Genomic DNA, 24,584 nt, shown 5'->3' with positions numbered 1-24,584 from the left:
ATCAGGCTGGGGGTGTGTTAGAGCCGGTCAGTTTCAGAAGCGCGCTATTGTAACAGCTTTGCGAGATCGTTGACTGTGTCGGCGATGATGTCTGCTTGCCATAGGTCAACCGTTTCAGGCTCTTCGATATAGCCATAGCGCACGGCGATTGTTTTCATGCGGGCATTGCGACCGGCTTCAATATCCCGCTCATGATCGCCTACATACACCGCTCGGGCAGGATCTGCCCCGATCTGCTTGCAGGCCAGAAAAAGGGCTTCTGGTGCGGGCTTTCGATGGGTGACGTGATCCGGGCACACCAGCGACGCGCAGCGTGCCCCGAGGCCAAGAGCCTGAACAAGCGGAGCAGCAAAGCGTACCGGTTTGTTGGTCACGATGCCCCAGGGAATTCCCCGGTGCTCCAGCGACTGAAGCAGAGTGTCCATCCCATCAAAAAGACGGGTTTCAACGGCGACACCGGACTCATAAAGATCCAGAAAGGCTGTATGTTTATCGAGATAATCCGGGTGCTCTGGTTCCAGCCCGAAGCCTACCCGCACCATGGCCCGAGCGCCGTTGGAGACGGATCGGCGTATGTGCTCCGCCGGGAGTGCCGGGAGCCCGTGTTGCTGGCGCAGCTCGTTAAGGCAGCGGATAAAATCAGGCGCTGTGTCGATCAGTGTGCCATCCAGATCGAACAGAACGGTTGAGGGTTGTTCAATTTTCACGGATATCCCGGGCGTGCATCAGATAATTTACATCCACATCCCGGCCCAGCTTGTAGGAGCGGGTAACAGGGTTGTAGGTCATACCGGTCAGTTCACGTACGTCCAGCCCGGCGTGGCGCAGGTAATCGGACATTTCCGATGGGCGGATAAACTTTTTCCATTCATGGGTGCCCTTGGGAAGCATGTTCAGAACGTATTCAGCACCAACAATGGCAAACAGAAAGGATTTGGGGTTGCGGTTGATGGTAGAAACAAACAGGTGTCCGCCGGGCTTCAGCAGAGCAGAGCAAGCTTTGATAACCGAAGCCGGGTCTGGCACATGCTCCAGCATTTCAAGGCAGGTAACAGCGTCGTACTGGCCGGCATGTTCGGGGTCACGGGCCAACTCTTCAACGGTGATTTGCCGGTAGTCCACCTTGATCCCGCTTTCCAGGCCATGCAGCCGTGCAACGGCAAGGGGCGACTCGCCCATGTCTATGCCGGTCACATGAGCACCCCGCAGAGCCATGCCTTCTGACAGTAACCCACCACCACAGCCTATGTCCGCAACCCGCTTACCAGCAAGCGATACCCGCTCGTCGATGTAGTTCAGGCGCAACGGGTTAATATCATGCAGCGGCTTGAACTCGCTGGTGGGATCCCACCAGCGGCTGGCCAGGGCTTCAAACTTTGCGATTTCGTTACGGTCAACGTTCTGGTTTGTCATGTTACGTTCTGCCTGATCAATCTGTCGGAATTCGGTTAGTCAGCCTGTTGCTGCCGGATTTTTCTGGCCCAGTCCTCAACGCGAAGCATAAGATCCGGGACATCAATACGCGTCAGTTTTCCATCCTGTACCTGAGGTACGCCGTTAATCCAACTATGGGTTACTGCGCGGCCATGATTGCTGTAGACAAGGTGGGAGGCAGGATCGTAAACCGGCTGAATAAACGGGTCGCTGAGATCAACAGCGATAATGTCTGCCAGCTTGCCGGCTACCAGTGAGCCCAGTTCGTGTTCCCGGCCCAGAGCCCTGGCGCCATTGAGCGTTGCTACTTGAAGTGCCTGATGGGCAGAGAGCGCGGCCGCATCATTGGCGACCACTTTCGCAACCATGGCCGCAGTGCGGATTTCACCGAACAGATCCAGGTCGTTGTTGCTGGCCGCACCGTCCGTTCCTATTGCGAGGTTAATTCCGCGCTCCATAAGCTTCTGGGCAGGGCACAGGCCGCTAGCGAGCTTGAGGTTGGATTCGGGACAGTGGATAACGTGTGTTCCGGTGTCTGCGAGCAGGGCAATGTCCGAGTCGCTGATTTGGGTCATGTGCACGCACTGGGTGTTGGTGCCAAGAACGCCAAGCTCTGCGAGCCGCTCGATAGGGCGTTTACCCTGTTTGTCTATGGCATCTGCCACTTCAAATTCGGTTTCATGCAGATGAATCTGAATGCGGGCACCCGTTCTTTTGGAGAGCGCGACAGCTTCAGTTAACGGCCCGTCCGATACGGTGTAGGGCGCGTGTGGGCCAATCGCGGGCATGATGTAATCGTCGCCTTGCCATGCATCAATCAGTGCCTCGCCTTTGCTCAGATATTCATCTGGACCGCTCCCCCATACCGTGGGAAAGTCCAGCAGAGGAAAGCATATCTGCGCGCGCATGCCGGTATCGTGCGCCATCTGGGCCACAATCTCCGGGAAAAAATACATGTCCGAGAAGGTCGTCGTGCCGGTTCTCAACATTTCCGCCATGGCCAGTTGCGTGCCGTCGGCAATAAACTGCTCGCTGATAAAACGGCCTTCTGCCGGCCAGATATGATCGTTCAGCCATGTCATCAGAGGAAGGTCATCTGCCATGCCACGAAACAGCGACATTGCCGCATGACCGTGCATGTTGATCAGCCCAGGCATAACCACGTGGTGGGGAAGTTCAATCGTCTCGCGGGTACGGAATTCGTGATCCGCTTCCGCCATGGGTAACACTGCGGCAATTTTGGTGCCCTGAATGATAACGGCCTGATGCTCAAGCACCACTCCGGAAGGTTCAATCGGAATCAGCCAGCGCGCGTTGATGCGAATATCGGCTGCGGTGATGGTATCTGCCGTCATTAACCCTGCCTTGCAGCGCCGGCCACGAATCAGGTTGAGCACAAAAAAAGTGCACAAGCGCGCCGGACAATGAAATGTAGCCCGAAAGTATAACCGTTATACTGCCCGTTTTCAGCGTTATGAAACCGGAGCCACGCAATGAATTATTCTAAGGGATCTCCCTCTTTAAGTGCCTCTTCTCCCGGCGCGACAGGTACGGTTGCCCTCCGATGGCACGGCAGCAGCCTGGAACTGCTTGATCAGCGCCTGTTGCCGGCTCAGGAACACTGGGTGACTCTGGAAGGCGCGTCCGGTGTTGCGCAGTGTATTCAGGATATGGTGGTGCGCGGTGCACCAGCGATTGGTATCAGTGCTGCTTACGGTGTCGCTCTGGCCGCCCGGCACGCCGGAGGCGGAGACTGGAAAGCTGAAATCGAACAGGCCATTCGTGAATTAGCTGCCTCCCGGCCGACCGCCGTGAATCTGTTCTGGGCCTTGCAGCGAATTGAGCGGGTGTTTCACGCTTGTGACTCTCTCAGCGAAGCGCAGAAGCGGCTGGCGGATGAAGCAGTCGCCATTCATCAGGAAGATCTTGCTGGCAACCTTGCCATGGCTGATCACGCCCTCGAGGCAATGGGGTTTTCAGTGGGTACCGGCAAACCCATGTCTGTCTCGGTTCTGACCCACTGCAACACGGGTGCACTCGCAACGGGTGGCTATGGCACGGCGCTGGGTGTTATTCGCCGACTTCATGAGAAAAAGTTGCTGAAGCAGGTTTATGCCGACGAAACCCGGCCCTGGCTGCAGGGGAGCCGCCTTACTGCCTGGGAGCTTATGCGGGAAGGTATTCCGGTGACTCTGAATGCCGATGGTGCTGCTGCGGCCATTCTTGCAGCGGGTGAGGTCCAGTGGATCATCGTTGGCGCCGACCGGATCACTGCGAACGGGGATGTGGCCAACAAGATTGGTACTTACAGCCTTGCTGTGCTGGCGCGTTATCACAAAGTCGGATTTATGGTCGTGGCGCCGTCCAGCACCGTGGATATGTCGCTTGCGTCAGGTGAGGATATTCCCATCGAAGAGCGAGACGGTGTGGAGGTTCGGGAGATTCGTGGTATTCCGCTGGCTCCGGAAGGTGTGCCGGTGTTCAACCCGGTGTTCGATGTTACGCCTGCAAACCTGATTGACCTGATCGTTACGGAGAAGGGGGTGGTGCGGAACCCGAATATTACGGGAATGCACGGGCTATTTGGGTGATATTTTTTTTTCGGCAGGAGCTTTGCTGTCCGGCAGCCCGTTCTGTTGTTCCTCAAAACTGGCACGGAGTTCCGCTACCTGTTTTTCCTGGTCTTCCACGAAGTGCAGTGACATCTCAAAACTCTGCCGGGTGAACTCCAGCACCTTGCGGAAGCCTTCATCTGAGAGGGTTCGCGCAGAATCATGGCGGCGGAAGATGTTGATAAATTCCCGCTCCCGCTCAAACTGCAATGGCACTCTAGCCACCCCCCAGTCGTTCAGGATCTGCCAGACCTCCGGGTTGTAGTTCCGGGTGGTGCGCATGATAAATGGGATGGGGTCATTTCGTGCGATAAGGGCTGTCAGACGAAGAATCAGCTCAAAAGAAAGCGTGGTAGTGCCGTTCTCGATGGCTTCAAGAACGGACTTGTCGCGGAGATTAAGAGCTTCGCTCATCTCCGACAGCGTCAGCCCGGCGACCTCCCGGATGTCCTTCAGGGATTGGCCCGCAGCCAGCATGGCCCTGAGCTGATCTTGGGAGTTGATCAGCGCTCGGCCTACTCGCAATGAAGTGTCCGTGGCGCGTGCGCCAAAGCGGAATGCCGATCCGGTCAGGCTGGTCAGCCGATCAATGATGCCTTCTGGCGCTTTTTCCGATGCGGCCGGTTTGCTCAGGTTGTCAACTTCTTCCAGCGACCGCATGGCATGGAGTGCATCCAGCAGCATGTCCTGCAGGGCACGAGCCCTGCTCTGGTTTTCCTGTTCGCTGGGGGCCTGCTTGTCAGCTTTCTGGCTCATTACTGCGCTTCAGCCTGAGCCGCAAACTGTTGTGGGGAAAGAATAGAGGCCATCCTGTTATCCAGTTCCAGCATATCAGCCATGATGTTGCCGCCTTCGCGAATCACAAAATCCAGCTCTTCGTCGGTAGTGCTAAGATCCGCAGCCTGCTGGTCCTGCCAGTCTTCAAGCTCATCAAGAGACTCGAAAGGCTTCTCGTCCCGCAGTTCCCGGCGCGCATTGGCGATAGTCAGTCGAGTGCGCTCGATCTGTTCCTGCTGGGTAGTGCGCTCGCCCAGGTTAAGGCTCACGGTATCTCTTTGGCGTTGCTCTTTGAGGAAATCGATCTCCTGCTGAAGAAGGCTGAACTCAGGGCTGCTGGCAAAGCGATCGTCATGGCGTTTACGGAGTTCGTCAATGATGCCGCTGAAGTCAAAATACCGGGTATGCGGGACGGCTTCGATCTGATCCCAGGGCAGGGCATGATCCAGCGCATCCTCACCGATACGGGTTTTATCGATACGTGAAGGAATCTCGATATCCGGAATCACACCTTTGTGCTGGGTTGAGCCCCCGGATACGCGGTAGAACTTCGACTGGGTGATTTTTAGTTGGCCGTGGTTCAGTGGGCGAACAGCCTGAACCGTGCCTTTACCAAACGTTTGTGAACCGACTACCAGGCCGCGGCCGTAATCCTGAATTGCACCTGCAAAAATCTCCGACGCCGATGCGCTCATGCGGTTGGTGAGAACCACCAAAGGCCCGTCATAGGCAACCGATGCGTCGTCGTCATTGAGAACCTGAACCTCGTTGCTCGAGTTGCGGATCTGAACCGTGGGGCCGGTATCAATAAACAGGCCGACCAGGTCATTAGCTTCTTGCAATGCACCGCCGCCATTGTTACGCAGATCCATCACCAGACCATCTACTCCGTCCTGCTGCAGTTCCGTAATCAGTTTGCGGACATCACGGGTAGTGCTCTTGTATAGGGGGTCTCCTGCCTGCATGGCGCGGAAATCGGCGTAAAACGTTGGAATGGTAATCACCCCGACAGTGTATTTTTCGCCATTGCGCTCAAACTCAATGGTGTCTTTGCTGGCGCTTTGCTCCTCAAGTTTGACCTCGTCACGGCTGATGGAAATGGATTTGGTCAGGGTTTCGTCGGTCGCGCTGGCAGGAACCACTTCGAGCGTGACCACAGAGTTCCTCGGGCCGCGGATAAGATCGACCACTTCATCAAGGCGCCAGCCGATCACGTTGACCGGTTTTTCGCTCTCCTGCGCAACCGATACAATTCTGTCGGCAGGCTGGAGCTGGCCTTGTTTGGAGGCCGGGCCGCCCGGAACCAGCCGGACGACTTTGGTGTACTCGTTGTCTGCCTGCAGAACTGCGCCAATACCTTCAAGCGAGAGACTCATATTAATGTTGAAGTTCTCTGATGTGCGCGGCGAAAAGTACGAGGTGTGCGGGTCCCACATGCCAGTAAATGCATTCATGTAGGCCTGAAAAGCGTCCTCGCTTCGGGCCTGATAAGCTCGCTTGAGCTGGCCTTCATAGCGACGCTTCAGGCTGTCGGTGATGGCTTCGTCGTCGGTGCCATTGAGCCGTTGCGCGAGCACGGCATTTTTGATGCGTTTCACCCAAAGCTCATCAAGCGCCTTTTCGTCCGGCTCCCATTCTGCTTCTGAACGGTCAAGCAGAATACTTTCATTGGAGGTGAAGTTCAGGTTCTCGATGCCATCGTCAATGGTATCGAGCGCAAACTGAAGGCGCTCGATAATGCGTTGCTGAACCAGGTTGTAGATATCAAACCCGGGCTTTAGCTGGCCGGTTTTAAGGGCTGATCCTAACCGGCTTCTCACTCTGTCAAGTGCCTGGACATCGCTGCCCGTCAGATAGACTCGCTGGCCATCGAGATAGTTCAGATAAGCATCAAATACGTCGCCGGAAAGCTTGTCGCTGATACCGAGGTCGCGGAAATGGGTGAACTGCAGTTGCCTGGCAATGAGAATGTTGGCTCGTGCCTGGTCGATCGTTGGGGCAACAGGTGTATACGCCTCTGGTGCGGTCGTTTTTGCCTGAATGCCGAAAGGTGCTGACAGAAGCAGGGCAACGGTGAGCGCTTTGCACACACCCATACGGCCGGCTTTAAGCGGCGCGCGACGGACAAATGTTTTTTCCGCGATGGTCATATAGGCATACCTGACGATGCTGGGTACCTGCCAGACGTATCTGGAACCGGTTAACCCGTGGGCTGATTGATTTATTGTAGGCAAGGGCTACACCCGTTGCTATAGGCACGGCGTATCGATTCGTGACAATCTGTCCATGAACCCGGTAGGTTTTCGTCGAAAGTATTTTTAATATCAGTGCTTTGAGAATGGTTCGCGCACAAAGTCGGAATGGTGGCATGCGGTACTTGCGGCGGAGGGATTCGCCCTCCGCCTTTCAGACAACTCAGGTGAAGGGTTTTTCCTGTTCCGCATGCTCAAGCAGCAGAGCCGGTGGCGCAAAACGCTCACCGTGGGCTGCAGCCAGTTCTCTGGCCCGCTCAGCAAAGGCTCTTACACCATACTGATTAATAAACTGTATGGCACCGCCCGTCCAGGGCGCGTATCCAATACCGAAGATGCTGCCGATATTGGCATCTTCTACGGTGCGTAACACGCTTTCTTCCAGGCAACGAACGGTTTCAATCGCCTGAATGAACAAAATGCGGTCTTTCAGATCCTGCAGTTTCACCTGACAAGCTTTGTCGTTATCCACGTAGAGCGTTTCAAGCTCTGGCCATAGGTACTTCTTGCCCTTGGCGGGATACTCATAGAAGCCAGCGCCGGCAGCCTTGCCTTTGCGGTTATGGCCGTTAACCATCTGATCGATGATGGCTTCCGCCGGGTGTGCATTCCATGTGCCGCCTGCAGCTTCCGTGTCTTTCTTGCTCTGAGTGCGGATGTGCTGCATCAGCGTCATGCTGACCTCGTCGGAGATGGTCAGAGGGCCAACAGGCATACCGGCCAGCAAACCGGCGTTCTCGATGCTGGATGGATGGATACCTTCGCCCAGCATACAGATGCCTTCGTTAACGAAGGTGCCGAAAACCCGGGAGGTGAAGAAACCGCGGCTATCGTTCACAACCACGGGAATCTTGCCGATCTGCTGGACGTAATCGAAGGATCTCGCCAGGGTTTCGTCGGAGGTTTTTTCGCCGACAATAATTTCCACAAGCTGCATTTTGTCTACGGGTGAGAAAAAGTGCAGGCCAATGAAGTTTTCCGGCTTGGCAGAGGCTTGTGCTAATTGGGTAATGGGAATGGTGGAGGTGTTGGAAGCAAAAATACCGTTGTTAACCAGCTTCGGCTCGGCCTCTACGGTAACTTTGGCTTTCAGATCACTATCCTCAAACACAGCCTCAATCACGAGATCGCAACCTTCCAGATCGGCGGCAGAGTCCGTGGTTTTAATGCGACTCAGTATTTCGGTTTTTTTCTCTTCGGTCATGCGGCCCCGGCTGACTTTTTTCGCCAGCAGGTTTTCAGAGTAGCTCTTGCCTTTCTCGGCGCCCTCGAGAGAAATGTCTTTAAGTACCACTTCGATACCACGACTGGCCGTGGAATAGGCAATGCCTGCGCCCATCATGCCGGCGCCAAGCACACCCACCTTTGTGAAGTTCTCTTTCTCTACACCTTTAGGGCGGCTGCCACCGGCATTAATATCATTGAGCTGAAACCAGAAGGTGCCAGTCATATTCTTGGCGACTTGACCAATTACCAGTTCGGCGAAATAGCGGGTTTCGATCAGACTGCCGTTGTCGAAATCAACCTGTGCGCCTTCAACAGCGGCAGACAGAATGCGTTCCGGGGCCGGGTAGCAGCCTTTGGTTTTCTGCTTCAGCATGGCAGGGGCAATGGCCAGCTTCTGTGCCATGGCCGGATGGTGAGGCGCACCACCTGGCAGCTTGAAACCTTTTTTATCCCAGGGCTGCTGGCACTTGGGGTTGGCCTCAATAAATGCTCGAGCCTTCGCCATCATGTCTTCTACAGAGTCGGCCAGTTCATCAACGATACCGGCTTTCAGGGCAGCGGATGGGCGCACTTTTTTGCCTTCCATCAGGAATGGGAAAGCAGCTTCCAGGCCAATCATTCTGGGCAGGCGCTGAGTACCGCCGCCACCGGGAAGCAGGCCAAGTGTTACTTCAGGAAGCCCCAGTTGAATGCTGTTGTCGTTCAGCACTATGCGGTGGTGGCAAGCCAGGGCAATTTCGAGGCCACCGCCCAGCGCCGCACCGTTGATCGCTGCTACCACAGGTTTGCCGCAGGTTTCCAGCGCGCGCATCTGAGCCTTCATGCCGTTGACCATGTTTTCAAAGGCCTGGGCGTCGTCGCACGTTACTTTGTGAATCTCTTTCAGGTCGCCACCGGCAAAGAAGGTTTTCTTGGCAGAGGCAATGACAATGCCAAGAATGTTTTCCAGGTCGCCCTGGACTTTGCTGACGGTTTCATCGAGGGCTTCACGGAACGCCGAGTTCATGGTGTTTGCAGACTGCCCCGGCATGTCGATGGTGAGGGTCAGAATCTGATCTGAACCCAGTTCGTAACGGATGGCACTCATAATCGGTTCTCCTTACAGAAAAAGTGTGGGGGGTTCAGACCCGCTCAATGATGGTGGCAATGCCCATGCCGCCGCCAACGCACAGCGTCGCCAGTCCGAAGCGCAGTTCACGACGCTCCAGTTCATCCAGCAGGGTGCCCAGAATCATCGCGCCGGTAGCACCGAGGGGGTGGCCCATGGCGATTGCACCGCCGTTTACGTTCACTTTTTCATCTGGAACCGAGAGCTCCTTCTGGAAGCGCATTACCACGGAGGCAAAGGCTTCGTTTACCTCAAACAGATCAATCTGATCAACAGTCATGCCCGCCTTTTCCAGCGCCTTGAGGGTCGCGGGAGCAGGGCCGGTAAGCATAATGGTCGGATCGGTACTGGTGACTGCAGTGGCAACAATACGGGCGCGTGGTTTGAGGCCCATGGCCTTACCTTTCGCCTCGCTGCCGATCAGGATGCCGGTAGCGCCGTCCACCATCCCGGAAGAGTTGCCGGCGTGGTGAACATGATTGATTGTCTCCACATAGTGGTATTTTTCACGGGCCACACCGTCAAAGCCCATGTCCCCCATCATCTGGAAGGAAGGTTTGAGGCCTGAAAGGGACTCAACGGTAGTGTCGCCTCTTATATGTTCGTCGTGATCCAAGATAACGACGCCGTTCTGGTCGGTGACCGGAATGATCGACTTGGCGAAGTAACCCTGCTTCCAGGCATTGGCCGCTTTCTGCTGGGATTTTACTGCGAAGCCGTCGACGTCCTCACGGCTGAAGCCTTCCAAGGTAGCAATAAGGTCGGCGCCAATACCCTGAGGCATGAAGCCAGTATGCAGGTTGGTTTGCGGATCCATGGCCCAGGCACCGCCATCAGAACCCATAGGTATTCGGGACATGGACTCCACGCCGCCGGCAACGACCATATCTTCCCAGCCTGAGCGCACTTTCATAGCGGCCAGGTTAACGGCCTCCAGACCTGAAGCGCAGAACCGGTTAAGAGTGACGCCTGATACTTTCTCGTCCCAGTCGGCAGCGAGGGCGGCAGTTTTGGCAATGTCGGCGCCCTGGTCGCCAACGGCGGTGACGCAACCAAGTACTATATCGTCTACCTGAGCGGTATCCAGATTGTTTCTCTGCTGCAGCGCATTGAGCACAGTGGTTAGCAGTGTAATGGGTTTGACACTGTGCAGTGAGCCGTCTTTTTTTCCACGCCCTCTGGGAGTGCGGACCGCGTCGAAGATATACGCCTCGGTGGTCATTGCTTTTCCTTTGATGATTGTTGCTTTGTGGTTTACTTACCAGAAGCATCACCATAGCCCTTTGATAGCACTGTGGGTAATGACTCGGCCTGCCAATCGGATTGGCGAAATTGCTCAGAGACCATGACAGACGAGGTCGCGGCTTCTATGTTTATAAATAGCAGCAAGGATTTCCCAGACGTTCTCAAGCGGATTGCGGAGGCACAAAATCATGTCTTTCAGAGATGCGATCGATAACTTTTACGAACGGCTGGTCGTGGATGCTATTGATGCGACGAGAGAGCCGGGGGATACCGCAGACTTCCTGACCGACGTAATGTGCGTCGCTCTGAACCGGCTACCTTCCAGATATTACAGGCACACCATTGATATGATGTTTTATCTGGCGGATGAAGAGCTCAGGGGTATGAAAGACAAATCCCTGGCTGCCGTTCAAGGTGCCAGGGAGTTTGTCAGAGAGCATAAGAGGGAGTGAGGCTCCGAATGCTCAGTTTGTGATCAGGTTGTCCAAAGCGCTATTCAAACGGCTTGCCAGAGACGGATCGGCAGGCTGACCAGCCGACTGAATACACCAGCTGGCGACCAGAGCTTCAATGCTCTGGAGGGCGTCGTCAGATTTTTCGGCCGAGCCCATTCCTTCTGCCAGGCGCTGAACCTGAATCACCATGCGTTTTTGCTGGTCTGCTTCCGGTGACGGCACGCCGGCCAGGATCTCTGCGCGAATGACCAGTTCTTGATCGCTCAGTTCGCCTACGCTTTCTGCGAGTGCGGTCCATTTGTCTGGGAAAGTACCTCCCGCAGGCGCTTCGCCCTCCGTGCGGACAAGCACAAGTGTTTGCCATTCAGAGATGCCCGCTTTGAGCTTTTGTGCCGAAACAGCTTGGCTTAGTCTTTGTTTTTCTCTCTGGATCCGTTCTTTTACCACCGCAGATACTTGGGCAGCATCGAGGCTGCGAAGTGCGGTAGCCGTCTGCTCCAGCGCCTGCGCGTTCTGATCGAAATTCACACTGGCAACCTGTTGCAGTAATGCCTCCGCTGCCGTGTCAGCTTCTTTTGTAGCCTGCTGCTGCTCTGATCGTTCAGTGTCCCTGCGCGCAAAAATTTCATCACAGGCTTTGCGGAATGCCTGCCAAAGCTTGCGGTCTTCCCTGTGGCGGGTGATTCCGACGGCTTTCCAGTCTGACTGCAGCGCTTTGGCCTTGTTCATGGCCTCTTGAAGAGGTTGGTGTTCAGTCAAAGCCTGTGCTTGTTCGACGATTGCCCGCTTCAAGGCTTCGTTTTTCTGATGCTCCTGATCAATGGGTGCTTCGAGCTTTTTTAGGAGTTCGTCAAATTGCTTCTGTACCTGGCGGTTGTCCCGGAATTCTATGGGCCAGGCAGATTTCCATTCCTGGCGGGCGGTTTGCAAAATGTGGTCGACAGCTTTCCAGTCGATTGTGTTCCAGTCTGCGCTGTTAACGAAATGCTCCAACTCAGCGCAAATTGCTTTGCGCTGAGCCAGGTTCGCCTTCTTCAGGCCAGACTTGGCCTTAAAATAGGTCTTGCAGGGTTCATAGGCTTTGTCAGATGCCTGTTTGAAGCGCGACCACAGAGTGCGGTCTGAAGATCCACCCAGGTCCCGCCACTCCTGCTGCAGCTCTTTTATGCGCTCGGACTTCGCTTCTGGCTCAATGGGTTGCTCTGCCAGATGCTCCATCTGTTCACAAAGCGCTATCTGCTTGGGTTCGGTCGCAAATCCCTGCCAGTCAGTCAGCTCTCTGAGTTGCGCGGTAAGCAGCTGCATGCGTGCCTGAAAGCTCTTGCTGTGGCGATGATCGAGCGCTTTGAAATACTGCTGTGCGGTTTTCAGAAGTTGCCTGGACTCTTTTAGCTGTTTAGCCTCAAGAGCGTCTTCCAGTTGATCCAGCGTTATTTTCAGGCTATCTGCCGAGGCCTGCTGCTGTTTCAGGTCATCATTCGCTTTAATCGGAGCCTTGGGTTTTCCGGCCAGCTTGCGCGCAGGTTCCAGTAAAGCCGGCGCAGGGAAGCCTTGAGGCCAGTTGATCTCTTTCAGCAGGATCAAAGCACGCTCCCGGTCTTCAGGGTTAGCTTCTTCCAGCTCAAGGGCGGCAGAAAGGGCTAACAGTGACTCTTTTGCCTGGGTGATATGGCGGATTGCGGAAATATAGTTACGCAATGCCATCATTGAAGCCTCGTAGGCTTTTTGCTGCTGTTTTTCAACTTGAGTATCGCGGGTTGCTTCCAGCCATCGATTTTCCTGAGTTTTCTGAAGAGCGTCCAGCGAGGCGAGGGAGGCGAGTTCTTCAGCAGGCTGATGGCGGAGATCTTCAAGGGTCTGGGCCATAAGAGCCAGAGTTTCATCCCGCTGGAGCTGTTGTTCACGCTGCCGCTTTTCTTCTACCCGGGCTGCCTGCATGTCAACTACCCGTTCCCGGCAGCGGTGCACCGACTGCAGGAACTCACTGAGCTGATCCGGCGTTGCACTGGACTCTACCGCCGCCCATTGGTTCAGAAGCGTGTCCAGACGAGCCCCATAGAGCTTAGTGTCGTCGCTTTTTGCCTGGTCGCGGGCATTGCTGATCAGTGTAGCAATGGTTCCGGAAACAGCTTCCTGGCGAGTCAGCTCCTCCCGAATGACCTGCAGCTTCTGCCGCACCAATTGGTATACACCTTTGTCACGGCCTTTTGCCTGTTTTTGAACGCGCTGAAGAAGTTCGGCGCCCTGAAGCTGTTCGGCGGCTCTGAGCCGAATATCCGCTGTTAAACCATCAATCGCCAGGCTCGCAGCAACTTCCTGAGTCGGGGCCGCTTGCAGTGCCTGAAGTTGCTCATCCCTTAGGTCTGCACGCTTATCCTCCGCCGGCACAGCATCCGGTTGCGCCCGGGAAGCTGTTTTGCGGTCTGGTGCTGTGGGTTTGCGGGATTTAAACAGTTTCTGGAGGAATGCAGCCATGAAGATGTCCTTTGGGATTGAAACCAGTCTACGGTGTCGGGCAAAGTAAGCCGGCACCGGCCATCGGCGTTCTGTAACCGGTTGACGTAGCGGTCTCGTCGTCACCGTCATCAGAAAGCCGGACACTGCCGTCGGGGGATTCAGGAATCAGCGCCGGCGGCATTAAATCGGGGCTAGTCTAGCTTTTTGTGAGCGTTTGCGGGAAGGGCTGAATGGCAAAACAGGAAAATAGTGACGATCAGGAGTACAAGGCACGCTCGGTGGCGTTGAGGCTGCTTGCCCGCCGGGAACACAGCCGTCAGGAGCTGACGCTGAAATTACGGCAGCGCAAGCTTGATAGCTCGGTTATCTCGATGGTTCTGGATGATTATGAGAGCGCGGGCTGGCTGGATGACAACCGCTTTGCGGATGTCTACTCACGCCAGCGTATTGATTTGGGTTATGGCCCCCTGAGAGTGCTGGCAGAGCTGCAGCAGCGCGGTATTCATCAGACTCCGGACTGCCTTGATGAGCTTGCTGATGCAGACTGGATCCGCAATGCGCTTGTGCTGAGAAAAAAACGTTTCGGTCTGTCTGACCTGAGTGATGACTGGGACGAAAAGGTGCGTCAGGCCCGCTTCCTTACTCGCAGGGGGTTCACTGCAAGCCAGGTGGAGCGGGCGCTTGAGGTCAGTAAACCAGCCGATCCTGACATCTGAGTGTCAGAGCGTTGGCGGTATCGTTCCAAGTTCCGGGGGCAGGCTGGCCCGCATGTCAGCCCCGTCTTCGGATAGTCCTCCGGGGGAGCTTCCTTTACGACCCTGTTCCAAACCGACAAACGATGATTCTGTGGTGGCAGCTATGTCTTCTGTGGGCTTCATCATCCGTGCGAGCACGTCATAGTAACGGCGAATATTCTGCACGTAGAGAACGGGTTCGTGGCCCCGGGCATAACCGAAGCGAGTCTTTTTGTACCATTCTTTCTGCGCCAGCAATGGCAGAAACTCCTTCACATCCATCCAGCGGTCAGGATCTTTGCCGGCACTTTCGGTAAGCCTGCGGGCATCTTCCAGATGTCCATATCCCACATTATATGAGGCCAGAGCAAACCAGGTGCGATCGGGCTCGGCGATGCGCTCTGGAATTTTCTCGTGAACCATACGGAAATACTTGGCCCCTCCCTGAATGCTCTCTTCCGCGTCCAGTCGGTTGTTGATGCCGATGTAGTTCGCTGTGTTGCGCGTCAGCATCATCAGCCCACGAACGCCGGTTGGCGAGACCGCATTGGGGCGCCAGTGTGACTCTTGATAGCCAATGGCGGCGAGCAGTCGCCAGTCCATATTGAAAATAGAGGCGTTGTCCTGGAACAGAGTTTTGTAACTGGGTAGCCGATTTTCGACGTGGTGCATGAAAGTGCGTGCGCCCACATAGTTCAAATGATCCAAGTGGCCGTAAAAGCGTTCTGAAAGTTGCGCTATGGTGCCGTCTTCGCGCATTTTTTCAAAAAATGCTTTTGCGGCGCTGACCAGCGAGTCGTCCTGGCTTGCCGGGAATAGCCATGCCAACTCTTTGGCGTCGCCAAGAGCGAACCCCTGCTTTACCTGAGGGAAAAATACGTGGTTGAGTTCAAGTTCATTGGAAGAGACAACAGCGTAAGAGAGTTCGCCAGTTTCCACGCGGGCAAGAATGCCGGCGGCATCCAGGCCTGGATGCACCTGCCAGAAGATATCCGGGGTTTTGCCTGTAAGAGCCTGCAGTTGATACTCATGATTGCTGTCGGACACCAGGTGCAGGGTTTGGCCGACGAGGTCCGTAAGTGACTCGGGGCGTTCTACATCACGATTGTAAACAACGATCGACTGGGCCTCGATTCCGGTAGTCAGTGTCTTGTAATGGTTTTCGAACAGCGGTTGCTCAGAAAGGCCAGCCAGCCCGATGTGTGCAAAGTCTCGGGAAAGCACGGACAGTACTTCCGTGTTGTCTTCGCCAACCCGGAGCCGTAATTCAACGCCGAGCTCTGCGGCGAAGCGCTTGGCCAACTCGTAGTCATAACCGGTTGGCCCCTCGCGCCCCTCATAGTAAATAGAGGGCGCAACACGGGTAATAACGTGTAGCACACCCTCGTTACGGATTTCTTGCAACGTACTTGGCTGGCTGCACCCGGAGAGGATCAGCAGGGCCAAGGTGCAGACGAGGAGTGATGTATAGGCCGTCGCTGCATTGTGTGCAGTCAGAATTCTGGGCAAGTCCCTGTTCTCCGTTACCGCTGGATCATCGGGATGCGCGCGGAACTGGCTGGCGGCATCCGGTGTCTTTTCGGGCGTGATCTCCATGTCCACTCCCTAATGATCCCTGCTGCTGGAGGGGGGGTCAATAAAGTTGATCAATAACTATGCAAAACAATGTCAATTGTACACGTGGGGAATAACGTTTCCGGCGCTGTATCCCGGCACCGCTTTCAAGTATGATGTGCGCCTTCTCAGAATGCACCCGGACTTCCCCGTTTCGCGCGATACAGGTTGATATCATGCTTGAACTTCGCGGCGCTCCCGCGCTTTCGCCATTCCGCTCCCATAAGCTGTACGCCAGAATTCACGCCATCGTGCCTGAGGTTGAGCATGTTTATGCCGAATTCATGCACTTTGTGGATCTGGAGGGCACACTTTCTGATTCCGAACAGGCCATCCTTGACCGACTCCTGACATACGGCCCCAGCGTGCCGGGTGAAGAGCCAGATGGCGTGCTGTTCCTCGTTGTGCCTCGCCCGGGAACCCTGTCTCCCTGGTCTAGCAAGGCAACCGATATTGCCCGTAATTGCGGTTTGCGCCAGATTCAGCGCATTGAGCGCGGCACAGCTTTTTTTATAAAGTCGAGTAAGAAGCTTGGCCTGGATCAGCGCGAGAGGGTTGCCGCGCTGCTGCACGATCGCATGACTCAGAAAGTCTTCCACGAAATGGGCGGTGCTCAGTTGCTGTTCAGTCATGACGAGCCGCGTCTCCTTGAGCGGGTTTCAGTGCTGGCTGGTGGCCAGAAGGCGCTGGTTGATGCAAACAGGCGCCTGGGCCTTGCGCTGGCAGATGATGAGATCGATTATCTGGTGAAATCGTTTATCGGTCTTGAGCGGGATCCGACCGACGTTGAGCTGATGATGTTTGCCCAGGCAAACTCCGAGCACTGTCGTCACAAGATATTCAACGCCTCCTGGGACATTGATGGTGAGGGACAGGAAAAGTCCCTGTTTGCGATGATCCGGAACACCTTCGAGATGAACAGTGAAGGCGTGTTGTCTGCATACAAGGATAACGCCTCGGTTATCCGGGGCAGCCGCGGCGGCCGTTTCTTCCCGGATCCGGTAACCGGCGTATACGGTTACAATCAGGAAGACATCCACATTCTTATGAAGGTGGAGACGCACAACCACCCGACTGCGATTGCACCAGCAGAAGGCGCGGCAACCGGGTCTGGCGGTGAGATTCGCGATGAAGGCGCAACCGGTCGCGGTTCCAAGCCGAAGGCAGGGCTTTCAGGCTTTACGGTCTCCAACCTCAACCTGCCAGAAGACCCTCAGCCCTGGGAAATCAACTACGGCAAGCCCGATCGGATCGCTTCCGCTCTGGATATCATGATTGAAGGGCCGATTGGTGGCGCGGCATTTAATAACGAGTTCGGCCGACCCAATCTCACTGGCTATTTCCGGACATTTGAAGAGAAGGTTGCCGGCCCGGTTGGTGACGAAGTCCGTGGCTATCACAAACCCATCATGATTGCTGGCGGCCTCGGAAATATCCGTGAAGAGCACGTGGAAAAGGGCAATATACCGGTAGGCGCCAAACTTATCGTGCTGGGTGGGCCCTCCATGCTTATCGGCCTTGGAGGTGGGGCGGCTTCTTCCATGGATTCCGGCGCCAGCAACGAGAATCTCGATTTTGCATCCGTGCAGCGGGAAAACCCGGAGATGGAGCGCCGGTGTCAGGAAGTGATTGACCGCTGCTGGCAGATGGGTGAAAAAAACCCCATGTGTTTCATCCACGATGTTGGCGCTGGCGGACTTTCTAACGCCATGCCGGAACTGGTCAAGGATGGTGGCCGTGGCGGAAAGTTCGAGTTGCGGGATATTCCCAGCGATGAACCAGGCATGTCCCCATTGGAAATTTGGTGCAATGAGTCCCAGGAACGCTACGTTATAGCGGTTGCTCCCAAAAACCTGGAGCTTTTTGATGCGCTTTGCCGTCGGGAACGTTGCCCCTATGCTGTGATCGGTGAGGCAACTGAAGCTCATCACCTTGAGCTGAGCGATTCCTATTTTAACGACAAGCCCGTTGACCTGCCGATGGATGTGCTCTTTGGCAAGCCGCCACGCATGCACCGGAGTATCAGCAAAACATCCTTTACCAAGCCGGTATTTGACTCTACAAAGGTTGATCTGAACGACGCGATCCGCAGAGTGCTCAGGCTTCCTTCGGTCGGTTCCAAGAGCTTCCTGATAACCATTGGTGACCGCACAATTACCGGGCTTGTTGTCCGTGATCAGATGGTTGGCCCATGGCAGGTGCCGGTCAGTGATGTTGCGGTTACTTCAAGTTCCTTTGATGTGCTGGCCGGTGAAGCGATGGCTATGGGGGAGCGTACGCCGATCGCAACCATTGATGCGCCTGCATCTGGCCGGATGGCAGTGGGTGAGGCGATTACCAACCTGGCGGCTGCCGCCATTGGTAAACTTTCCGATATTCGCCTGTCGGCTAACTGGATGTCCGCTGCCGGCCATCCGGGTGAGGACGAAAAACTATACGAAACAGTGCGTGCCGTTGGTATGGAGCTGTGCCCGGCGCTCGGGATTACCATTCCCGTGGGCAAGGATTCCATGTCCATGAAGACGATGTGGGAAGAGGATAACGGTGAACAGAAGAGCGTTACTGCACCGCTGTCGTTGATTATCAGTGGTTTTGCTCCGGTTACCGACGTTTCGCGCACCCTGACACCACAGCTGATAAAGGATTCGGGCGAAACCGATCTGATCCTTATTGATCTGGCCGCAGGGCAGAATCGCCTGGGTGGGTCGGCTCTGGCCCAGGTCTATCGTCAGGTTGGCGCTGTGGCACCGGATCTCGATGATCCAGAGGATCTAAAAGCATTTTTCGCTGTCATCCAGGGCCTGAACGCCGACGACAAGCTTCTTGCCTATCACGACCGCTCGGATGGCGGCCTGTTTGTGACGCTGGCGGAGATGTGCTTCGCTGGTCGTACCGGTGTAGACGTCAAGCTGGATGGTCTGGCGGATAAGCGTAGTCAGTTTGCCAGAGAGCTGTTCAATGAGGAACTGGGCGCGGTCATTCAGGTACGCCGGAAAGATACTGACTTTGTTCTGCAGCAGTTTTCAGGGGCCGGTCTGGGCGATCATATCAGTGTCATTGGTACATTGAATGATTTGGATCGACTGCGGTTGATGTTTGAGGGTGCAACGGTTGTAGATGACTCGCGAACGGAACTGCAGCGCCTGTGGTCTGAGACCAGCTATCGTGTCCAGTCTCTCAGGGACAATGCTGACTGTGCTCTCGAAGAGTTTGACAACTTGCTGGATACAGACGATCCGGGGCTTCACGCAAAGCTCTCTTACGATGTGAATGAAGACATTGCAGCGCCGTACATCAATAAAGGTGCGCGTCCGAAGGTTGCGGTTCTGCGTGAGCAGGGTGTTAACGGACAGGTTGAGATGGCAGCGGCATTTGACCGGGCCGGTTTTGCATCTGTCGACGTGCATATGAGCGACCTGCTTTCAGGGCGGGTGAGTCTGGAGGCTTTCAACAGCCTAGTGGCCTGTGGCGGATTCTCTTACGGGGATGTGCTGGGCGCCGGTGAAGGTTGGGCGAAATCCATTCTGTTCAACGACCGTGTTCGTGACCAGTTTGCAGCCTTTTTTAACCGTCAGGACACTCTTGCGCTCGGTGTGTGCAATGGTTGCCAGATGCTCTCCAATTTGCACGAGCTGATTCCGGGTAGTGAAGGGTGGCCACGCTTTGTCCGCAACCAGTCAGAGCAGTTCGAGGCGCGGTTGGCGATGGTTGAAGTAATGCCGTCACCGTCTGCTTTCCTGGAAGGCATGGCAGGTTCGCGCATGCCAATAGCCGTTGCTCATGGCGAGGGTAGGGTAGAGTTCTCAGGTAGCGCGTCTGCTGCTGATCTGGCAGAGGGCGAGCGAGTAGCTCTGCGCTTCGTGGATAACAGGGGCCAGGCAACGGTTCGTTATCCTTACAACCCTAACGGCTCGCAAGATGGCATTGCAGGTGCTACTACCCGGGATGGTCGCATTACAATAATGATGCCTCATCCTGAGCGCGTATTCCGCGCTGTCCAGCACTCGTGGCGTCCGAACGACTGGCAGGAAGATGGCTCCTGGATTCGCATGTTCCGGAATGCCAGGGGCTGGTTCGGCTGATAGAGCCCGGAGCTTAAAAACCGGCTTTGGCGAGCCCCGGCAGGGTAGCTTTCTGGAGTCGGTTTTTTTGTGTCTGCCGTTCGGGGTTTTTAGAGTTTTACAAGCGAAAAAAGTCATCACATTGGAAAAATACTCCTTGACTCAGTATTTTTATGCACATTTTTAGCAGTCCTCTGTGTATTCTGTGAACAATACAGCGCGGCGGGGTTCATTTTTTTCAAGTGTCCTGTAACTCATTAATATATAACGATTTAATTTATCAGGTGAATTTGTCGCCAATTTAACGTGAAGGCAGTAAATACGGGGTTTAGAGAGGGGTTCCCCAAAACTTTCCCCAGAGTTATCCACAGAATCTGTGGGTAAGTACCTAAGCTATTAATCTGTACAAAAAATATCCTCTTTGGAGAAGAGTCTCATGTACAAAATATGCTATTTCGTCCCCGAAACGCATCTCGAGAAAACCAAGCAGGCGCTCTTCGATGTTGGTGCTGGTGGTATGGGTGATTATGATTCTTGCGCGTGGCAATGTCGTGGGCAGGGACAGTTCAGGCCGCTTGAGGGTAGCAACCCTTTTCTGGGGGAAGCTGGTGCACTGGAAGTTGTGGAGGAGTTCAAGGTTGAACTTGTGTGCAGGGGTGATCTGATCAAGCAGGCAGTTGCTTCACTCAAGCAGGCTCATCCTTATGAGGAGCCTGCTTACGAGATTTATCGGATGGAGATATTATAGGTCGTCCTTGCTTCGGGTGGCAGCCATAGGGTGCCGGATGTCACTTATGTGAACGCCGAAGGAGTCCTTTTTCAGATCCTCCAGAAATAGTTCCAGAGTTTTTCGCACTGTAGGGAAGGAGATGTCCTCCCAGGGAATCTCGTCCAGAGCAAACAGGCGGCTTTCAAGGGACTCTTCGCCCGCACCAAAGCGTCCGTCTTTGAGAGTTGCCCGGAAGAACATGTGCACCTGGTTTATGTGGGGAACATCAATAATGGAATATAGCCCCTCAATATTAACTTCGGCCAGGGCCTCTTCCAGGGTTTCACGCTCAGCGGCTTCAACGGTGGTTTCGGAGTTCTCCATATACCCTGCAGGAAGAGTCCAGTACCCATAGCGTGGCTCAATTGCACGGCGGCAAAGCAGAATCCGCCCGTCCCATACGGGCACCGTGCCCGCAACGATGCGCGGGTTCTGATAGTGTATTGTGCTGCAGTTAACGCACACATAGCGGTGACGGTTGTCCCCTTCGGGGATGCGTTGTTTAACCGGATGGCCGCATGTGCTGCAGTACTTCATGGTTTTCCCCGTATACTTGAATTGGTAGAGCGTTCAGTTTAATGATCCTAGCTGTCGCTGTCTCATTCAACACCGGATTTGCCAGGAGTTCCGATTTGCGTGATTTACTTGTTCAGCGCTTAACAGGCTATGCACCCCGGAAGCTTGATCTGGACTATCCCGAGGCGGGTATTCTCGTGCCGGTTACGGATGACCCTGGCAATCCGGAAATGATATTTACGTTGCGCTCGGCAAATCTGAGCACCCATCGTGGGCAGGTTGCCTACCCGGGCGGGAGGCGCGATCCTGGAGATGCATCACTGGCTGCGACCGCGCTGAGGGAGACTCACGAGGAAATCGGCCTGCCACCCGATCAGGTTGAGATCATCGCGCCGCTGAGCCAAGTGATGTCACGTTACGGGATTCTTGTATCTCCATACGTTGGTGTTGTGCCTGAGGGTCATCCGCTGGATCCAAACCCGGATGAGATCGAAAGCGTGTTCCGTGTTCCGCTTTCGTTCTTTCTTGAAGACCGTCGTGAGCGCACAGATGCGTTGCACTTTCAGAACCACACCATTCATGTGCCTTGCTACCGTTGGGAGCGCTATCAGATATGGGGGTTGTCGGCGGTGGTTCTGGTCGATTTTTTAAATGCTGTGTACGATACCGGCATAGATTTGCTTGAACCCCGAACATAACAAGGAAAACTCAATGCTTTATGATCTTGAAGGCTGTGCTCCCGAGCTACATGGCGACAGCCAGTTTGTCGCAGACAACGCAACTGTGATCGGTAACGTTGCGCTTCACGACAAAAGCAGTGTCTGGTTCAACGTTGTGATCCGTGGAGACAATGACCTTATTACTATTGGGCCTGAGACAAACATTCAGGACGGTTCAGTTCTGCACACCGATCCGGGTATGCCACTGACGTTAGGCAAAGGTGTCACTGTTGGTCATAAAGCCATGCTGCATGGCTGTGAAGTGGGAGACTATTCACTGATTGGTATTAATGCAGTTGTCCTGAATGGTGCGAAAATCGGAAAGCACTGCCTGATCGGAGCGAACACCCTTATTCCCGAAGGAATGATTGTTCCTGATGGTTCACTGGTAATGGGGGCGCCGGGTAAAGTTAAGCGGGAGCTGACGGAGCAGCAGCAGAAGATGCTTGAACTGAGTGCAGCACATTACGTGCACAACGCAAGCCGCTATGTGAAAAGCCTGAAGCCCGTAAAAGACTGAGAAAGATTCGTTATGGCTATAGAGGATAAAGTCCGCTCGCCCTGCGTGAGTATATGTGCTCTCGATGAGCGTGATGTCTGCATAGGATGCCAGCGCACCAGTGATGAAATTTTGCATTGGAGCTCAATGAACAACTGTGAACGTAAAGCAGTGCTTGTAAAAGTTGCTGAGCGGGAGCAGGAGATTGCACTTTAACCAGACGCGAAGATCTCTGATGAGGATCAGACGTCCGCCGGAGGATATAGTTTGAATAATGTTGGCAAGGTAACGCTGGGTACACCGCTTAAAGCGAATGCCTATAAAGTGCTGTTGTGTGGTTCGGGGGAGCTCGGCAAAGAGGTTGCCATTGAGCTGCAGAGATTTGGGGTTGAAGTAATCGCCGCAGATCGATATGCCAATGCGCCTGCCATGCAGGTTGCCCACCGCAGTCACGTGATTGATATGCTGGATGCAAAGGCACTGCGTAACATTATTGAACTGGAAGAACCGGATCTCATTGTCCCGGAAATAGAAGCAATCGCGACTGCCGAACTGGTCAAGCTTGAGCAAGAGGGTTACAGGGTTATTCCTTCAGCCAGGGCAGTTGACCTTACAATGAACAGAGAAGGGATACGGCGCCTTGCCGCAGAGGAGCTGGGGCTTAGCGCCTCACCTTACCGGTTTGTTGATACAAAAGAACTGTTCGTTGATGCGGTCACTACCATTGGATTACCTGTTGTTGTTAAACCGGTGATGAGCTCTTCCGGTAAAGGACAGAGCACGGTTACCGATGAGGGTCAGATTGATGCAGCCTGGGAGTATGCTCAGACGGGTGGTCGTGCGGGCAAAGGCCGGGTCATCGTTGAAGGTTTTGTGACATTTGATTATGAAATAACCTTACTGACCGTAAGGCACTCTGGCGGAGTCAGTTTTTGCGAACCTATCGGTCATCGTCAGGAAGGCGGTGACTATCGCGAATCCTGGCAGCCGCAACCCATGAGCGCCAAAGCGCTGGAGAGGTCTCGCGAAGTTGCTTTGAAAATCACAGAAAACCTCGGTGGTTATGGGGTATATGGAGTAGAGCTGTTCATCCATGGTGATGATGTCTACTTCTCGGAAGTGTCCCCAAGGCCGCATGACACCGGACTTGTAACGCTCGTGTCTCAGGATCTGTCGGAGTTTGCTTTGCACGCGCGTGCAATTTTGGGTTTACCGATTCCGGCAATCCGGCAGCTGGGGCCGTCGGCTTCTGCTGTTATCCTGCCTGAAGGTGATTCCTCGGAAGTAGCCTTTTCCGGACTGGAAGTGGCGCTTTCCGAGCAGGATGTGCAGCTAAGGCTGTTTGGTAAGCCGGAGCTTTCGGGTCGCCGCCGGATGGGGGTTGCACTGGCTAAGGGCGTTACAATCGAACAAGCTAAAAGCAAGGCTGTAGCAGCGGTTGCAGCGATTAATGTTCATCTATAGGTAAAAAGTTCCAAGACCCCCGTTGACACCTTCGCTCAGCTCTGTAGAATGCGCCTCTCGCTTGAGGGACATATCGGAATAGCGAGGTGTTTTGAAAGGGTTAACTGTTTGAAAGTACTGAAGAAAACGTTTTAATCTTTCTTCGAGATAACAGTTGACAGGGTTTAGATTCGATGTAGAATGCACACCTCGAAACAAGCAAGCGTCAGCCGGTCAGTATCGGTGGTTTTAGAAGCGAAGCTTCTGAAGCAACTCGAAAAAAACGGTTGACGGGATGGCGAAAAGATGTATAATTCGTCTCCTTGATTGAGCCACGGCTCAAACGCTCTTTAACAAATTAACCAAGTAATTCGTGTGGGCGCTGGCTGGAGTATTTCGACAAGAAATACCAAGGCAAGCGACTCGTCGAACATTGAGTTTTGTCTTGAGCAAGAATTGAGATCTTCGGATCTTGTATGATTTAAACTGAAGAGTTTGATCATGGCTCAGATTGAACGCTGGCGGCAGGCTTAACACATGCAAGTCGAGCGGAAACGATGGTAGCTTGCTACCAGGCGTCGAGCGGCGGACGGGTGAGTAATGCTTAGGAATCTGCCCAGTAGTGGGGGATAGCCCGGGGAAACTCGGATTAATACCGCATA

19 protein-coding genes and 1 rRNA gene are annotated in these 24,584 nt (G+C 54.5%); 10 read left to right on the top strand and 10 right to left on the bottom strand.

Annotation, left to right across the window (positions count from 1 at the left end; translation table 11 throughout):
- Nucleotides 1–44: 44 nt before the first annotated feature.
- Genes BUA49_RS17215 through BUA49_RS17205 form a run of 3 tightly spaced genes read right to left on the bottom strand, consistent with a single transcriptional unit; the run spans nt 45 to nt 2,789 of the window.
- Nucleotides 45–707, bottom strand: a complete 663-nt coding sequence (locus tag BUA49_RS17215; RefSeq protein ID WP_072799826.1) for an HAD family hydrolase — start codon at nt 705–707, stop codon at nt 45–47.
- Complete coding sequence (gene ubiG, locus BUA49_RS17210; protein WP_072799824.1) at nt 697–1,413, bottom strand: bifunctional 2-polyprenyl-6-hydroxyphenol methylase/3-demethylubiquinol 3-O-methyltransferase UbiG; 717 nt, start codon at nt 1,411–1,413, stop codon at nt 697–699. The genes BUA49_RS17215 and ubiG overlap by 11 nt, the downstream gene beginning before the upstream one ends.
- Before the next feature lie 35 nt (nt 1,414–1,448).
- Nucleotides 1,449–2,789 (bottom strand): TRZ/ATZ family hydrolase, encoded by a 1,341-nt coding sequence (locus BUA49_RS17205; RefSeq protein WP_072799823.1) that lies wholly within the window; start codon nt 2,787–2,789, stop codon nt 1,449–1,451.
- Nucleotides 2,790–2,927: 138 nt separating this feature from the next.
- Here BUA49_RS17205 and mtnA point away from each other — a divergent pair, with 138 nt between their 5' ends.
- Nucleotides 2,928–4,025 carry an S-methyl-5-thioribose-1-phosphate isomerase gene (gene mtnA, locus BUA49_RS17200; protein WP_072799821.1) on the top strand — a complete coding sequence of 366 codons (1,098 nt, stop codon included), beginning with the start codon at nt 2,928–2,930 and terminating at the stop codon, nt 4,023–4,025.
- On the opposite strand, the gene BUA49_RS17195 is transcribed toward mtnA, so the two are convergent.
- From BUA49_RS17195 to BUA49_RS17180, 4 genes are all read right to left on the bottom strand, one after another.
- On the bottom strand, nt 4,014–4,802 hold the full coding sequence (locus tag BUA49_RS17195; protein ID WP_072799819.1) for a helix-turn-helix domain-containing protein: 789 nt from the start codon (nt 4,800–4,802) through the stop codon (nt 4,014–4,016). The two genes, mtnA and BUA49_RS17195, sit on opposite strands and share 12 nt — an antisense overlap.
- Complete coding sequence (locus BUA49_RS17190) at nt 4,802–6,973, bottom strand: carboxy terminal-processing peptidase (RefSeq protein ID WP_072799818.1); 2,172 nt, start codon at nt 6,971–6,973, stop codon at nt 4,802–4,804. The genes BUA49_RS17195 and BUA49_RS17190 overlap by 1 nt, the downstream gene beginning before the upstream one ends.
- Nucleotides 6,974–7,238: 265 nt before the next feature.
- A complete protein-coding gene (locus BUA49_RS17185; RefSeq protein ID WP_072799816.1) occupies nt 7,239–9,389 on the bottom strand; it encodes a 3-hydroxyacyl-CoA dehydrogenase NAD-binding domain-containing protein in 2,151 nt (716 codons plus the stop codon).
- A gap of 34 nt (nt 9,390–9,423) precedes the next feature.
- A complete protein-coding gene (locus BUA49_RS17180) occupies nt 9,424–10,632 on the bottom strand; it encodes an acetyl-CoA C-acetyltransferase (protein WP_072799814.1) in 1,209 nt (402 codons plus the stop codon).
- A gap of 211 nt (nt 10,633–10,843) precedes the next feature.
- On the opposite strand from BUA49_RS17180, the gene BUA49_RS17175 reads away from it, so the two are divergent.
- Nucleotides 10,844–11,107 carry a late competence development ComFB family protein gene (locus tag BUA49_RS17175; protein ID WP_072799812.1) on the top strand — a complete coding sequence of 88 codons (264 nt, stop codon included), beginning with the start codon at nt 10,844–10,846 and terminating at the stop codon, nt 11,105–11,107.
- A 12-nt stretch (nt 11,108–11,119) separates the two neighbouring features.
- Here BUA49_RS17175 and BUA49_RS17170 read toward each other — a convergent pair whose 3' ends face one another.
- On the bottom strand, nt 11,120–13,585 hold the full coding sequence (locus BUA49_RS17170; RefSeq protein ID WP_072799810.1) for a DUF349 domain-containing protein: 2,466 nt from the start codon (nt 13,583–13,585) through the stop codon (nt 11,120–11,122).
- A 212-nt stretch (nt 13,586–13,797) separates the two neighbouring features.
- On the opposite strand from BUA49_RS17170, the gene BUA49_RS17165 reads away from it, so the two are divergent.
- On the top strand, nt 13,798–14,283 hold the full coding sequence (locus BUA49_RS17165) for a regulatory protein RecX (protein WP_072799808.1): 486 nt from the start codon (nt 13,798–13,800) through the stop codon (nt 14,281–14,283).
- A 3-nt stretch (nt 14,284–14,286) separates the two neighbouring features.
- On the opposite strand, the gene mltF is transcribed toward BUA49_RS17165, so the two are convergent.
- The gene (gene mltF, locus BUA49_RS17160; RefSeq protein ID WP_084063620.1) at nt 14,287–15,897 is read right to left on the bottom strand and encodes a membrane-bound lytic murein transglycosylase MltF; all 1,611 of its coding nucleotides are present in this window, start codon (nt 15,895–15,897) and stop codon (nt 14,287–14,289) included.
- A 194-nt stretch (nt 15,898–16,091) separates the two neighbouring features.
- On the opposite strand from mltF, the gene purL reads away from it, so the two are divergent.
- Together purL and BUA49_RS17150 are read left to right on the top strand one after the other, a co-directional pair.
- Nucleotides 16,092–19,997, top strand: a complete 3,906-nt coding sequence (gene purL, locus BUA49_RS17155; RefSeq protein WP_072799807.1) for a phosphoribosylformylglycinamidine synthase — start codon at nt 16,092–16,094, stop codon at nt 19,995–19,997.
- Nucleotides 19,998–20,412: 415 nt separating this feature from the next.
- Entirely contained in the window at nt 20,413–20,724 is a 312-nt protein-coding gene (locus tag BUA49_RS17150) for a Nif3-like dinuclear metal center hexameric protein (RefSeq protein ID WP_072799805.1), read from the top strand.
- On the opposite strand, the gene BUA49_RS17145 is transcribed toward BUA49_RS17150, so the two are convergent.
- Entirely contained in the window at nt 20,719–21,282 is a 564-nt protein-coding gene (locus tag BUA49_RS17145) for an NUDIX hydrolase (RefSeq protein WP_072799803.1), read from the bottom strand. The genes BUA49_RS17150 and BUA49_RS17145 overlap by 6 nt on opposite strands.
- 95 nt (nt 21,283–21,377) lie before the next feature.
- On the opposite strand from BUA49_RS17145, the gene BUA49_RS17140 reads away from it, so the two are divergent.
- The 5 genes from BUA49_RS17140 to BUA49_RS17120 all read left to right on the top strand — a co-directional run.
- On the top strand, nt 21,378–21,959 hold the full coding sequence (locus tag BUA49_RS17140; protein ID WP_072799801.1) for an NUDIX hydrolase: 582 nt from the start codon (nt 21,378–21,380) through the stop codon (nt 21,957–21,959).
- A gap of 13 nt (nt 21,960–21,972) precedes the next feature.
- Entirely contained in the window at nt 21,973–22,500 is a 528-nt protein-coding gene (locus BUA49_RS17135; RefSeq protein WP_072799799.1) for a gamma carbonic anhydrase family protein, read from the top strand.
- Nucleotides 22,501–22,512: 12 nt separating this feature from the next.
- Complete coding sequence (locus BUA49_RS17130) at nt 22,513–22,695, top strand: DUF1289 domain-containing protein (protein ID WP_072799798.1); 183 nt, start codon at nt 22,513–22,515, stop codon at nt 22,693–22,695.
- A 51-nt stretch (nt 22,696–22,746) separates the two neighbouring features.
- Nucleotides 22,747–23,943: a formate-dependent phosphoribosylglycinamide formyltransferase gene (purT, locus tag BUA49_RS17125; protein ID WP_072799796.1), complete on the top strand. Its 1,197-nt coding sequence runs from the start codon at nt 22,747–22,749 to the stop codon at nt 23,941–23,943.
- 462 nt (nt 23,944–24,405) lie between these two features.
- Nucleotides 24,406–24,584: ribosomal RNA gene (locus BUA49_RS17120) — 16S ribosomal RNA — on the top strand; the annotation flags it as partial.

Origin of the sequence: Marinobacter antarcticus (assembly GCF_900142385.1) — a bacterium.
GTDB classification, from domain to species: Bacteria; Pseudomonadota; Gammaproteobacteria; order Pseudomonadales; family Oleiphilaceae; genus Marinobacter; species Marinobacter antarcticus.
Note: the sequence above shows the minus strand (reverse complement) of the source record. Positions and strands in the feature narration are given on the sequence as shown.

Bases quoted from the DNA above. Each gene is read 5' to 3' on its own strand.
- ubiG (WP_072799824.1), bottom strand. From the start codon at position 1,413: ATGACAAACCAGAACGTTGACCGTAACGAAATCGCAAAGTTTGAAGCC.
- BUA49_RS17205 (WP_072799823.1), bottom strand. From the start codon at position 2,789: ATGACGGCAGATACCATCACCGCAGCCGATATTCGCATCAACGCGCGC.
- mtnA (WP_072799821.1), top strand. From the start codon at position 2,928: ATGAATTATTCTAAGGGATCTCCCTCTTTAAGTGCCTCTTCTCCCGGC.
- BUA49_RS17195 (WP_072799819.1), bottom strand. From the start codon at position 4,802: ATGAGCCAGAAAGCTGACAAGCAGGCCCCCAGCGAACAGGAAAACCAG.
- BUA49_RS17190 (WP_072799818.1), bottom strand. From the start codon at position 6,973: ATGACCATCGCGGAAAAAACATTTGTCCGTCGCGCGCCGCTTAAAGCC.
- BUA49_RS17185 (WP_072799816.1), bottom strand. From the start codon at position 9,389: ATGAGTGCCATCCGTTACGAACTGGGTTCAGATCAGATTCTGACCCTC.
- BUA49_RS17180 (WP_072799814.1), bottom strand. From the start codon at position 10,632: ATGACCACCGAGGCGTATATCTTCGACGCGGTCCGCACTCCCAGAGGG.
- BUA49_RS17175 (WP_072799812.1), top strand. From the start codon at position 10,844: ATGTCTTTCAGAGATGCGATCGATAACTTTTACGAACGGCTGGTCGTG.
- BUA49_RS17170 (WP_072799810.1), bottom strand. From the start codon at position 13,585: ATGGCTGCATTCCTCCAGAAACTGTTTAAATCCCGCAAACCCACAGCA.
- BUA49_RS17165 (WP_072799808.1), top strand. From the start codon at position 13,798: ATGGCAAAACAGGAAAATAGTGACGATCAGGAGTACAAGGCACGCTCG.
- mltF (WP_084063620.1), bottom strand. From the start codon at position 15,897: ATGGAGATCACGCCCGAAAAGACACCGGATGCCGCCAGCCAGTTCCGC.
- purL (WP_072799807.1), top strand. From the start codon at position 16,092: ATGCTTGAACTTCGCGGCGCTCCCGCGCTTTCGCCATTCCGCTCCCAT.
- BUA49_RS17150 (WP_072799805.1), top strand. From the start codon at position 20,413: ATGTACAAAATATGCTATTTCGTCCCCGAAACGCATCTCGAGAAAACC.
- BUA49_RS17145 (WP_072799803.1), bottom strand. From the start codon at position 21,282: ATGAAGTACTGCAGCACATGCGGCCATCCGGTTAAACAACGCATCCCC.
- BUA49_RS17135 (WP_072799799.1), top strand. From the start codon at position 21,973: ATGCTTTATGATCTTGAAGGCTGTGCTCCCGAGCTACATGGCGACAGC.
- BUA49_RS17130 (WP_072799798.1), top strand. From the start codon at position 22,513: ATGGCTATAGAGGATAAAGTCCGCTCGCCCTGCGTGAGTATATGTGCT.